Source organism: Pontibacterium sp., assembly GCF_041587635.1.
GTDB lineage: Bacteria > Pseudomonadota > Gammaproteobacteria > Pseudomonadales > Balneatricaceae > Pontibacterium.
The window spans coordinates 1-12,056 of record NZ_JBFGYC010000059.1; the positions used below are offsets into that span (position 1 = coordinate 1).

The window sequence follows — 12,056 nt, forward strand, 5'->3', positions numbered from 1 at the left end:
CAGATGACTGCCTATTTTTGTGCATTTGCGGTAGAATCGCCGCAATATTAGAACCCACTAAAACAGCGTCACCGCATAAAGTGCACAGATTGATAATTTTTGCGGTTGAGCCTGTTCATTTTCTCATCAGGGCTGACGCCGTTATAATAGGCGCCAAATTTTCGATCCCAAACTAGCTATGGGCGACGTTTCGATGAACAAAAAAACGCTTCTTGCAGCGGCACTGCTGCTTAGTTTAAACACTCCAGCTCTTCTTGCAGCCGATCTGGGCAAAGGCGCACGTGCTTTTGACAGCCAGAATTACAGTGCAGCGCTTGAGGAACTGGAGCCTCTGGCGAAAGATGGCGACCCAGACGCAACTAACATGCTGGGCCAGATGTATGAAAATGGATGGGGCGTAGAAAAAGACGTCGAAAAAGCGAAGCGTTTTTATACCCGCGGTGCCAATGTGGGGCATCTGGATAGTGTGAACAGCCTGCGCGCGCTTAAAAACGAAGAGTTTCAGGTTGAACTGAAAACCGTTGTGCCGGCAGCTGAAGCGGGTGATGCATCAGCCATGAACCGCCTGGGTGTGATGAACGAATTCGGATATGGCCTGAGCCGCAATCCAGTCGAAGCATTCAACTGGTATACCAAAGCCGCTGAAACAGGCTTGGTATCCGCACAGCATAACATTGGTCGTGCGTACAACTTTGGCACCGGTGTCGAGCAAAACTTCTCCGAAGCAGAACGCTGGTACCGTAAAGCTGCCAAGCAGGGCCACACCGATGCCATGTTCTTCCTTGGTACGCTGTACTCCAATGATCACGGCACAGACAAATCTCGCGACAACAACATCACCGCCTACGCGTGGATGCACAACGCTGCACAGCTGGGTAACGATACCGCACAAGCGATCGAACGCCGACTGGTGATGAAGCTGAATGACAGCCAGATGGAAGCGGCAAAAGAGCTGTCTGACAGTTACTTCCAGCAGTACGTAGCGCCTTATAAATAAGCGCTAGAGCTGTCACGCTTACCTGCCACAATTCTCACTCGGGAACTGTGGCTTTAATCCTGCCTCAACGTTTCCGCCATGCGGCATTGGTCAAATTATCACCACCTGATCCACTGTGGTAGACTGCCCCTCTATTTTAATAATCACTCCAGTTCTATGCGAAGAAACAGATGAGCAGTGTGAACACAGCCGTTACTGATACCTCAGCCGTAAAATCAATCGAATCCAAACTTATTCTGATCGTGTCTTTTGCCCTGCTGGGCGGGGGACTGTTATGGCTGCAACAAGAGGTCAGCGAAAAGCAGGCCCTGCTGCTTCTGGTCGGCACTCTGTTGGGTATAACGTTGTACCATGCGGCTTTTGGCTTCACGACCGCCTGGCGTAACTTCATTATCAACCGGCGTGGAAAGGGTTTGCGGGCGCAAATGCTGATGCTGGCCGTGGGTGTCTGCTTATTCTTCCCGGCATTAAGTGTCGGCGAGCTCTTTGGCACCGAGGTGCGCGGCTTTATTCGTCCACTGGGCTGGTCAGTACTAGTGGGAGCCTTCATCTTCGGCATTGGCATGCAGCTGGGCAATGGCTGCGCATCGGGTAATCTTTACCATGTCGGCGGTGGACAGCTACGCGCCATTCCAAGCATGATCGGCTTCACTGTAGGCGCACTCTGGGCCACCAAAGACTACGAATGGTGGACCGGGCTGCCGCAGATTGCCCCAGTCTCGTTAGTTGATGATCTCGGCGTTGTCATGGCGATTATTGCCAACCTAGCGCTCTTTGCGGCGATTGCAGCCTTCACTTTTTGGCTCGAAAAACGTTACCACGGCAATGTCGAAAAAGACGATGCCGGCAGTGATCGGAGTCTTACGCAACGCCTGGTCTCCGGACCCTGGCCTTTTATCTGGGGAGCAGTTGCACTGGCGTTGCTAAATTTTGTGACGCTGGCGATGATCGGCAACCCTTGGGCCGTCGCTGTAGCTTACCCTCTGTGGGGCGCTAAGCTGGCGATGTTACTGGAGCTCGAACTGGAGCTGGATTTCTGGACCTATTGGCTACAACCGGGCCGAGAAACCGCATTGGGCGAACCACTGCAATACGACGCCTTCTCTGTTATCAATATTGGTGTCGTCCTGGGCGCTTTGATGGCCGCTTCTCTGGCAGGCAAGTTCTCTCTCCAGTGGCGTCTGCCATGGCAACACTGGCTGGCGGCTATTCTGGGTGGATTGATGCTGGGTTACGGTGCCACCATCGCCTTTGGCTGCAATATCGGCGCCTACTTTGGCGGCATTGTATCTGGCAGCCTGCACGGCTGGTTATGGCTGGTTGCAGCGTTTGTGGGCAGCCTGCTGGGTACGTATCTGCGCCCGCTGTTCGCCCTGCCCAACGAAGCCGGCGCACGCAGTTCTTGCTGACAGTACAACCACACCCGGAAAGAGGCCTTCCCTTTCCGGGATCTCTTCTCCCGGATCTCTACTTATTCGTTCTGCGCCCTGATAAAATGCCCGGCTCACAGGACTGAACCATCGGATAAACACTATGCAACGCCGCTTTCCAGAAACTTTCGATCAGGTTAAAACCGCTTCCCCGTTTAAACGACTGGGAGCACTGTTGTATGACTTTATGATTATTGTCGCGCTGTGGATGATAATCGGCTTTGTCGCGGTAGCCATCAATCATGGCGAAGCCCAGACCAGCCCGATGTTTCACTCCCTGCTGTTCATTATTACTTTTTGCTTCTTTGCCTTCTTCTGGACACGCAACGGTCAAACGCTGGGCATGCTGGCTTGGCGTCTACGCGTACAAACTCCAGAAGGTGAACACCTGACGCTGACTCAGGCGCTGATTCGCTTCATCGTGGCAGGCATCTCCATCGCTCCGGCAGGTTTGGGATATCTATGGATGTTTTTCAACAAAGAGAAAATGGCGTGGCATGACCTGGCGTCGAAAACCTGCGTTGTCGAACTCCCTAAGCCAAGTAAAAAAGCGAAAGCGAAGAAAACATAAACGAATAAATACGTACAAAAAAGGCGACGCGGATAATCACCCACGTCGCCTTTTTTGTGTGCGGAATGTGCCGCTACCCCGCGCGTCGTAACAAGCGCCATCCGATCAGGAAACTCAGGGCGATCGGAACGGTGACCCCTAGAATAGGTGCAAGCCCATATACCGTGCTCGCAGGTCCCAGCAGATCCTGCATCAACTTAAAGACCAATCCCACAATCACTCCGGCAATCAACCGTTGCCCGACGGTCACACTGCGTAAAGGCCCGAAGATAAATGATACAGCGACGAGCACCAGCCCCATAATCGACAGCGGCTGCAAGACTTTACCCCAGAAAGCCACCTCGTAATCAGCCGCCGACAGCCCCTGCTCCCCCAGATAATCACTGTAGGTATACAGGCCGCTAATCGATAAGTTGCTCGGCTCCATGATCAGCGTGGATAACAGGGATGGCGTCATACCCGATATCCACTGCTCCGTCGGGCGCTGCTCAACCTGGGTGCTTTCGCCCAAAAACTGAGTTTCAACCACATTGTTCAGCAACCAACCATCACCGGTAAATGTCCCGGTGCTGGCCACACTGGCATTGGACAGTGCCCAATTTTCATCAAACTGATATCGGGTCACACCGTGCACCTCACCTTTCAGGGAGATCGTCTCCACATGCAGGAAGGTACGTCCTTCACGGTGCCATAACCCCTGTCCGAGACTGGTAGACCCCACACGCCCGCCAGCGATGGTAATCGTCCGATAACTCTGCGCTTCCTGCTCAGATTTCGGGACCACGTATTCACCCAACAGCAACGAGCCAAGAATAACCACCAGCACGGGCTTCATCACCGCCGTAATAATACGAAATGTGGAAACACCCGCCGCCCGCATAACCGTCAGTTCCGACGTCGTCGCCAAGGTCCCCAAACCCAGTAGGCAACCGATCAGGCTGCACAACGGGATATGTTCATACAACCGGCGCGGACCGGTCATCGCCACATAATAAAGCGCATCCTTAAACTGATAACTTGGCGTCAGATCCGGCAGCTGATCAACCAATGTAAACAGCAGATCCAGACCTACAATCACCAACATCACAATAAAGATCGCACCCAGTACGTGACGCGTAATATACCGATCGATACGGTTCATCATCATACTGCCCCCCTTCTGCGTGAAAGTCGAAGTGAGGGTAGACGGTTAAACAGTTTGCTCCAGAAGCGCCCGGCAAACAGCAAGTTCAAAGCGATAGTGAGGAATACAAGATGGACCCCATAGAGCGCTTCCACACCCACCTTGCCATCTTCTACCTGACTACGTGCCGTACTGAGAATCATCAGGTAAAGCAGATATAAAATAATAGACGGCAACATTTTGGCATAACGTCCCTGACGCGGATTCACCTGGCTCAGCGGCACGGCAAGCAACGTCACAACCAGCGCCAGAATGGGCAGCGAAAAACGCCAGTGCAGCTGCGCCTGATCCACCGGGTTGGTGGACTGCATTAGTTCAGTGGTTGGTTTAGCTGATGCTTTGGTAATACCGGAAACAATCTCCGGGGGTTTCAGGCGTACCCCGTATTCACTAAAGCGGGTTTCCGTATACGCCGCCTGACCGGGACGCCCTTCATAACGCACACCGTTTTGCAGCACCAGAAACTGCTGACCACTTTCACCTTCACTGCTCTTCTCGCCCGACTCGGCCACTACGACAACCGGCAGACCTTTGGAGGAATACTCCATCAAAAACATGCGGCCCAATGTGCCGTCGTCCCCGACCTTATCCGTGTAGGAAACGCGACTCTGCTGTCCGGTATGGGTCTGGAATCGCCCCACCGTCAAACTTTCCAACTGGCTGCGCGACTTCTGTTCGTCAAAAATCCTAACGGTGGCATCCGCCCCCATCGGTGAAATCCAAAGACTCAGCAGCGCCACTATCCCGGCAGCCAACAACGCAGGTCCCATGGCATAGCCCACCAGCCTCTTCTGACTGATCCCACACGCCTTCAGCACCACCATCTCACTTTCCAGATAAAGACGGCCATAACCGAGCAATATGCCGAGAAACAGGCCTAACGGCAGGATCAACTCCAGAAAACCGGGAATTCGATACGCCATGATTTCAAAAAGAACGTCCGCAGAGAGATCACCGGAAGCTGCTTCAGAGAGATACTTAATAAAACGACCGCTGACCAAAATCAGCAATAAAACACCGGTCACGGCAACCATGCTGTACAACACTTCCCGTGCCAAATATCGAAAAACGATCACATCCGCTACTCTGTTACGAACTGAAAATGGTTTATAGTGGACCGATAATTATCCTTTAATCTGTACACAATGTCTTGCTCAGACCCCAGCAATACGCGAAGGAGGTCCGAAGACAAGGCAAATTTTTTCGAGAGTGCCCCACTTATAGAGAGTAAGTGAGTATTTCCCGAAATAATTCAACACCGAATCACTGTATACAGAGAGTAAAGCAGCCGTCTTTTGTTTGGAGTCAGCATGGATTTTGAAATTGTTAACGGCGATGTCGCCACCTGTGAAACTGAATGTCTGATCGTAGGTATTGAAGCCGATGGTCAGCTGTCACCGTCCGCCAGCGCGCTGGACAAAGCAGCACAGGGTTACATCGCTGATATCGTCGGTGGCGGCGATATTCAGGGCAAAACAGCAGAAACACTGTTGCTGCAAAAAGTACCGGGCGTGACTGCACGCCGTGTACTGTTGATCGGTCTGGGTAAAAGCGAAGAACGTAACGACCGCAATTACCGCAAGATCGTCAAATCCGCGATGGCCGCCATTAAGGGCGTGCGCGCTCAAAGTGCCGTGTTCGCACTGGACGGTCTCGGCAGCAAGGATGACGACCAGTACCGTCAGATCCGTCACCTGATCGAATGGGCGGGCTCCGAGCTGTACATCTACGACGAAACCAAAAGCAAAAAAGCCGATCCGATCTCACTGGATAAGATCGCTATTCTGCTTAGCGAAGACGATTCCGAGCTGGGTGAATATGCGGTACTGGACGGCGTTGCGCTGGTGAATGGCATCAGTACGGCCCGTGAACTGGGTAACCTGCCGGGCAATATCTGCACCCCAACCTATCTGGCTGAACAGGCATTGGCGCTGGGCGAAGAGCACGATGCACTGGAAGTCAGCATCCTCGACGAAGATGAGATGGAACAGCTGGGCATGCACAGCTTGCTGTCTGTGGGCCACGGCAGTGACCAGCCCTCCAAGCTGATCGTGATGCACTACAAAGGCGGTGAAGAAGGCGCCAAGAATCACGTGCTGGTTGGTAAAGGCATCACCTTTGATACCGGCGGTATCAGCCTGAAAGGTGGCGCAGGCATGGACGAAATGAAATTCGACATGTGTGGTGCCGCGTCTGTTATGGGTGCAATGACGGCCCTGTGCGAAATGAATCTGGAACTCAACGTTGTCGGTATCGTTGCCGCAGCGGAGAATATGCCAAGCGGTTGCGCGACTAAGCCAGGTGACATTGTGACCACCATGTCCGGCCAAACCGTTGAGATCCTGAACACCGACGCTGAAGGCCGTTTGGTGCTGTGTGATGCACTGACCTATGCCGAACGTTTCGAGCCTGAAACGGTGGTTGACGTAGCGACGCTGACCGGAGCCTGCATTGTGGCACTGGGTCATCACGCAACCGGCCTACTGAGTAACGATGATGCGCTGGCAAATTCCCTTCTACAGGCCGGTGATCAGGCAGCAGACAAAGCATGGCGCCTGCCGCTGTGGGATGAGTACCAGGAACAGCTGGACTCCAACTTCGCCGATATCGCCAATATCGGTGGACCTCCAGCCGGTACCGTGACGGCGGCTTGCTTCCTCTCCCGCTTCACCAAAAGCTACCGTTGGGCTCATCTGGATATTGCCGGTGTTGCCTGGAACAGCAAAGGTAAAGACAAAGGCGCAACTGGCCGCTGTGTACCTCTGCTGAGCCAGCACCTTATGAATCTGGCGGCGACCGACTGATATGAGCGAAGCGGACTTTTATGTCCTGCCGGCCTCCGATCCGGAAGCCCGCTCCCTGTTTCTCTGCCGCCTGTGCGAGAAAGTGATGGGGGCGGGCAAACCGCTTCACATTCACTGCGCCAGTGAGGAAGAGGCGGCACATCTGGACCAGCTGTTGTGGGAACACAAACCGGAAGCCTTTCTACCCCATACCTTGATTGCCAGTGAATCCACCGCTCCGATTACACTGGGCTGGGGCGATCAGCGCCCGGAACACCTGCAGGTGTTTGTAAACATGGCGCTGGACCTCCCTGAAGACGCCCTGAAATACGCACGTATTTTGGAAGTAGTCGTACAGGTGCCCGACGTGTTGCAGGCCACCCGTAAGAATTACCGCCTGTATCAGGACAACAATATTACGGTACGTATGAACGATATGCGCCGCTAAGTTCCGCTTTGACTCACACCGTTACCTAAGCAGCATATAAACCAACACCTCATCCGGTTTTATGCTGCTCTCATCGCTCGTGTTTACACGACTGATCTATGCCTGATACCAGTCTGGGAGCTCATATTCGGCATACCCCTCCATTAACGCCTGAAGTTGATCCTGAGTGATTGATTCACGCCAGCGGTAGGCATTTTTGGCACTGTCCCGTCGAATGCTAAAGTGGTCTTTTGATTGCAACTTGGCATTCGAACTGCCTCTCACCCACTGCTCACTCATTGCACTCCATTCCAGTCCCAGCTCACGATAAAGCCCCTGAAACGTCTCAAGTGGTGCCTGACAGATATCTTCATAGCGAACAATTTTGACCTGATCACAATCGGCTATCTGCGCCAGCATCTGCTGCCATTCCCGCGCAACACGTGCGCCAAAACGCCGCCAGTCATCCAGTGTAGACGCCTCTCCCAACACCCAACCGAGTGTTCTCATACTGGACGCTATCCCTGCTGGATGGCGCACCAGCACCACCATCATCCGAGGATTAAAGCGATCAATAAACCAACTGCAGGCCAGAGGGTTAACCTCCTTCACCACCGGCACCCGAACATTGCGTGAAAAAGGCGGCCACTGATGTGGATAAGCCACCACGGAGGGCCGAATATGCGGTGAGTGGCGACAGAGTTTTTGACTGGAGAGCAGATAGGCATCAGGCACGTTATCCGGCGTAACCTCAAACACCACACGCCCCTCATTGGCTGCGGAGTATGCCCGTGTACAAGGTTCACGATAGTACAAGGCAGAAGAACTTATCCCCAGACACCCTCCAACCCAGCTCGACCCTGAGCGTGGCAGACCGACAATAAAAATAGGTCCGGACTCACGCCCGGCTTTGAATCCCATCCGATGACAAACACACAAAAACAGCCAAAATATGGCCTTCCAAACCCGATACATATCAGCCCCTTCTTTTGCCCCTGACAAGAAGATGAGCCTCTTTCAGTCACCACCCCTACGGTCACTTCAAGTACATCTGGCCTAAAAAAAACTATAGACGTCATTTCGTAATCATTGCTCAATATTCTTAAATACCGCGTGATTTTTTTCGAAGCGCGACAAATGTAAAAGCGGAACCTCTTGTTCCATAAGGCATAACAGCCAATGAGTCCCTATTTTATAATTCCCTGCTCGGCGTCATTAGGGGCGCTCACACCGGTTGACTCCATTCAGCCTGACAGTTATACGAACAGTCTTACATCATGAAAACTAAAGGATTGGTAGAATGACACGCAGAGTGACACTCCAGGAAACTCTGATAAACATCCGCGCAGACAGGAAACGATACGCCAGCTGGCGCCACGCCGGATTCTGGATAACCTTCTGTTACCGTCTCCGTCGCTTGCGTAAGTTTGGCGGGCCACTCTGGAAACTGATGTTGCCGCTGGATATCGCCCTCGAGCTCAGCCGATTACTGATCTCTGATACAAAAATCCCATCCAATATGGATGTGGGTCCCGGCCTCTACCTGCCTCATCCAACGGGCGTGATTATCAATGACAGCGCGGTGATCGGCGCCGAAGTGGACTTGTTCCAGCAAGTCACGCTGGGCGAGTGGCGCGGAAAAGCACCGATTCTGGAAGATGGCTGCAAATTGTTTGCTGGCGCGCGCGCATTTGGCGACGTTCGCATTGGCTTTGGTGCCAAAATTGGGGCCAATACGGTCATTCAGCGTGATATCCCTGCCAACTACGTGGCTTATCTGGACGCGACCAAAGTCCGCCCTCAGATCGAAAGAGTACCGGATAAAATCGCCAGTTAATCCGCCCTAAAAGAGAGGGGCGTGGCTGCCCCTTGTCGATTATCTCGTTCCCACGCTCCGCGTGGGAACATATACCTACCCTGCAACCTGATGCTGTCGGGTTTCATCGATCAGATACTTCAACCATTTCAGATAAGGTGTCCCGCCGGTTCCCTGCTGATCGTTACAGCGCCGCGCGATGTATTTAATCGCCCAGTGGTAGTGCACTTCGCGGAACACCGCCATCTGCTCAAGCACATGGTTAAAATGCTCACGCGAGGCCACCGACCGCACATCCGGCATGGCACGCACCGCATCCAGCCAGGCCACATGCTCGTGGGGCATGTAGTGACGCATATCGTTGAGGTGAATGATCAGCCGGTTGGCTTGATGAGGAATTTTCATAAACTCCACCAATGTCGGCATCATTGAACTCTGCGCACCGGTTTCGCCACGGAAATTCACCGTCAGTCCCATCGACTCGTAGGTTACATCGCGGAACTGGCCGATATAGGGACGGAAACGACTGAAATACAACTCATCCGACATCTTATCCGGAATCCGCCGCAGCACCTGCAGGATGTTATCCAGTGCCGCCGAAATCTGCTGCAGACTGTTATCCACAGCGTCACCGTCATCGAAACCCGCTGAATCCTCCAACGCCATGATCGCGTCCATGATCCGTGCCGCATGTGCTTCGATCTCCACATGCACAAGAATAAACCAGTGCTCATCGTAGAGATGGACGAAGTTCTGAATCGTATCTATATTGCCCAATTCAATCGCTTTCTCCCGGTCATAGCGCTTCCAGTTATACAGCGCGTAACCGTCATAACTCAGCATCGGCGGGCGTTCCAGCAGTTCTGCGATCAGATATAAAGGGCGGGCAATATTGGCAGGCAAAGAGTGCGTGACCGGCTGACCGATCTGATTGATATAGCCCGAGGCGATAAACCCCAACCGCAAGTAATAGAGGTGTGCTTGCGACAGCAATTTGGGCGGAATATTAGGATGCGGCCAGTGCGGCAGGATCTGACCACGCATGTATGAGCGAAATTCAGGTTCTAATAACAAACTGGGCAGGTCGTGACCGATCTGATCGATGATTTCAAAGCGTTCACCGAGTGTTAAACGGCTATCCGGGTCCTCTGCGGGTAGAAAACCACGGCGTCTTAAGCTTGTACGAAGGTGATCATCCATAAAGATTATCCCCCTAATGTCGATTTTGAAGTTAGACCGCAAACTCAGCCCTACATTCCATCGCCCGCAACCGGTATAATTCGTCGATTAATTTGAATGAATATTAGAGAAGCCAGAATCTAATGGAAACAACCTACCAGCCACACGAGATTGAGAAATCCTGGTATAAGACCTGGGAAGAGAACAACTACTTCGCCCCATCCGGCGAAGGCGACTCCTACTGCATCATGATTCCGCCGCCAAACGTCACCGGTAGCCTGCACATGGGTCACGCTTTCCAGCACACCATTATGGATGCCCTCACCCGCTACAAACGTATGCAGGGTAAAAACACTCTGTGGCAGGTCGGTACTGACCACGCCGGTATTGCGACCCAGATGGTCGTCGAGCGTAAGCTGGCCGCTGAACAGAGCAAAACCCGCCACGATCTGGGACGCGATGCGTTCATCGAAAAGATCTGGGAATGGAAAGAAGAGTCCGGTGGCACCATCACCCATCAGATGCGCCGTCTGGGTAACTCCGTCGACTGGCCTACCGAACGCTTCACCATGGATTCCGGTTTCTACAACGCCGTACAGGAAGTCTTCATCCGCCTGTGTGACGAAGGTTTGGTTTACCGTGGCAAACGTCTGGTGAACTGGGACCCTAAACTGCACACCGCCATCTCTGACCTCGAAGTCGAGAACAAAGAGACCAAAGGTAAGATGTGGTACCTGCGCTATCCTCTGGCAGATGGCGTCACAACTGCAGCAGGCGACGACTTCATCGTGGTCGGTACAACCCGACCGGAAACCATGCTGGGTGATACCGGCGTTGCGGTTAACCCGGACGATGAGCGTTACAAAGACCTGATCGGTAAAGAGATCGTACTGCCACTGGTTGGCCGTCGTATCCCAATCGTCGGTGACGACCATGCGGATATAGAGAAAGGCACCGGTTGCGTGAAGATCACCCCGGCGCACGACTTCAACGATAACGAAGTGGGTAAACGCTGCGGTCTGCCAATGATCAACGTGCTGACCTACAACGCTGATATCCGTGACGAAGCGGAAGGTTTCAACACCGACGGCACGCCAAACAACGACATCGACACCACCATCCCGGAAAAATACCGTGGCATGGAACGTTTCGCGGCGCGCCGTCAGATAGTCGCTGACTTCGAAGAAGCCGGCCTGCTGGTGAAGATCGAAGAAAACGACATGACCGTACCGTACGGTGACCGTGGTGGTGTTGTTATCGAGCCGATGCTGACCGACCAGTGGTTTGCCGATGCGAAAACGCTGGCAAAACCAGCAGTTGAAGCGGTTGAAAACGGCGACATCAAATTTGTCCCTCAGCAGTACGAGAACATGTACAACGCCTGGATGCGCGACATTCAGGACTGGTGTATCTCCCGTCAGCTGTGGTGGGGCCACCGTATCCCAGCGTTCTACGACAACGAAGGTAACGTCTACGTTGCCAACGACAAAGACGCTGCACGCGAGAAGTACGGTCTGGCACTCGACACCGAACTGCGTCAGGACGACGACGTACTGGATACCTGGTTCAGCTCCGCACTGTGGACCTTCGGCACACTGGGCTGGCCGGAAATGACCGAGCGTCTGAAAACCTTCCACCCAACCGACGTGTTGGTGACCGGTTTCGACATC

Annotated in this window: 11 protein-coding genes; 7 read left to right on the top strand and 4 right to left on the bottom strand. The window is 53.2% G+C overall.

Features of this window, described 5'->3' with window-relative positions:
* The first annotated feature begins 193 nt into the window (after positions 1 to 193).
* From ABYW01_RS05215 to ABYW01_RS05225, 3 genes are all read left to right on the top strand, one after another.
* Positions 194 to 997: a tetratricopeptide repeat protein gene (locus ABYW01_RS05215; RefSeq protein ID WP_372831446.1), complete on the top strand. Its 804-nt coding sequence runs from the start codon at positions 194 to 196 to the stop codon at positions 995 to 997.
* A 170-nt stretch (positions 998 to 1,167) separates the two neighbouring features.
* Positions 1,168 to 2,406 (top strand): YeeE/YedE family protein, encoded by a 1,239-nt coding sequence (locus ABYW01_RS05220; RefSeq protein ID WP_372831447.1) that lies wholly within the window; start codon positions 1,168 to 1,170, stop codon positions 2,404 to 2,406.
* A 124-nt stretch (positions 2,407 to 2,530) separates the two neighbouring features.
* Entirely contained in the window at positions 2,531 to 2,998 is a 468-nt protein-coding gene (locus ABYW01_RS05225; RefSeq protein ID WP_372831448.1) for an RDD family protein, read from the top strand.
* Positions 2,999 to 3,071: 73 nt separating this feature from the next.
* Here ABYW01_RS05225 and lptG read toward each other — a convergent pair whose 3' ends face one another.
* Positions 3,072 to 4,145, bottom strand: coding sequence for an LPS export ABC transporter permease LptG (lptG, locus tag ABYW01_RS05230; protein WP_372831449.1), 1,074 nt, complete (start codon positions 4,143 to 4,145; stop codon positions 3,072 to 3,074).
* Positions 4,142 to 5,257: an LPS export ABC transporter permease LptF gene (lptF, locus tag ABYW01_RS05235; protein ID WP_372831450.1), complete on the bottom strand. Its 1,116-nt coding sequence runs from the start codon at positions 5,255 to 5,257 to the stop codon at positions 4,142 to 4,144. The genes lptG and lptF overlap by 4 nt, the downstream gene beginning before the upstream one ends.
* 234 nt (positions 5,258 to 5,491) lie before the next feature.
* On the opposite strand from lptF, the gene ABYW01_RS05240 reads away from it, so the two are divergent.
* Positions 5,492 to 6,985: a leucyl aminopeptidase gene (locus ABYW01_RS05240; protein WP_372831451.1), complete on the top strand. Its 1,494-nt coding sequence runs from the start codon at positions 5,492 to 5,494 to the stop codon at positions 6,983 to 6,985.
* Position 6,986: 1 nt separating this feature from the next.
* On the top strand, positions 6,987 to 7,412 hold the full coding sequence (locus ABYW01_RS05245) for a DNA polymerase III subunit chi (protein ID WP_372831452.1): 426 nt from the start codon (positions 6,987 to 6,989) through the stop codon (positions 7,410 to 7,412).
* Between the two features lie 96 nt (positions 7,413 to 7,508).
* On the opposite strand, the gene ABYW01_RS05250 is transcribed toward ABYW01_RS05245, so the two are convergent.
* A complete protein-coding gene (locus ABYW01_RS05250; protein ID WP_372831453.1) occupies positions 7,509 to 8,312 on the bottom strand; it encodes a sulfotransferase in 804 nt (267 codons plus the stop codon).
* 379 nt (positions 8,313 to 8,691) lie between these two features.
* Here ABYW01_RS05250 and ABYW01_RS05255 point away from each other — a divergent pair, with 379 nt between their 5' ends.
* Positions 8,692 to 9,228 (top strand): hypothetical protein, encoded by a 537-nt coding sequence (locus tag ABYW01_RS05255; protein ID WP_372831454.1) that lies wholly within the window; start codon positions 8,692 to 8,694, stop codon positions 9,226 to 9,228.
* Between the two features lie 75 nt (positions 9,229 to 9,303).
* On the opposite strand, the gene ABYW01_RS05260 is transcribed toward ABYW01_RS05255, so the two are convergent.
* Positions 9,304 to 10,407: a hypothetical protein gene (locus ABYW01_RS05260; protein WP_372831455.1), complete on the bottom strand. Its 1,104-nt coding sequence runs from the start codon at positions 10,405 to 10,407 to the stop codon at positions 9,304 to 9,306.
* 122 nt (positions 10,408 to 10,529) lie between these two features.
* Between ABYW01_RS05260 and ABYW01_RS05265 the strand changes: the two genes are divergently transcribed.
* Positions 10,530 to 12,056: valine--tRNA ligase (locus ABYW01_RS05265; RefSeq protein WP_372831456.1), on the top strand; the 1,527-nt coding region annotated here is incomplete at its 3' end.

Excerpts from the sequence above, each read along its gene's own strand:
- ABYW01_RS05260 (WP_372831455.1), bottom strand. The coding sequence starts at position 10,407 with ATGGATGATCACCTTCGTACAAGCTTAAGACGCCGTGGTTTTCTACCC.
- ABYW01_RS05225 (WP_372831448.1), top strand. The coding sequence starts at position 2,531 with ATGCAACGCCGCTTTCCAGAAACTTTCGATCAGGTTAAAACCGCTTCC.
- ABYW01_RS05215 (WP_372831446.1), top strand. The coding sequence starts at position 194 with ATGAACAAAAAAACGCTTCTTGCAGCGGCACTGCTGCTTAGTTTAAAC.
- ABYW01_RS05250 (WP_372831453.1), bottom strand. The coding sequence starts at position 8,312 with ATGGGATTCAAAGCCGGGCGTGAGTCCGGACCTATTTTTATTGTCGGT.
- ABYW01_RS05245 (WP_372831452.1), top strand. The coding sequence starts at position 6,987 with ATGAGCGAAGCGGACTTTTATGTCCTGCCGGCCTCCGATCCGGAAGCC.
- ABYW01_RS05255 (WP_372831454.1), top strand. The coding sequence starts at position 8,692 with ATGACACGCAGAGTGACACTCCAGGAAACTCTGATAAACATCCGCGCA.
- lptG (WP_372831449.1), bottom strand. The coding sequence starts at position 4,145 with ATGATGATGAACCGTATCGATCGGTATATTACGCGTCACGTACTGGGT.
- ABYW01_RS05240 (WP_372831451.1), top strand. The coding sequence starts at position 5,492 with ATGGATTTTGAAATTGTTAACGGCGATGTCGCCACCTGTGAAACTGAA.
- ABYW01_RS05220 (WP_372831447.1), top strand. The coding sequence starts at position 1,168 with ATGAGCAGTGTGAACACAGCCGTTACTGATACCTCAGCCGTAAAATCA.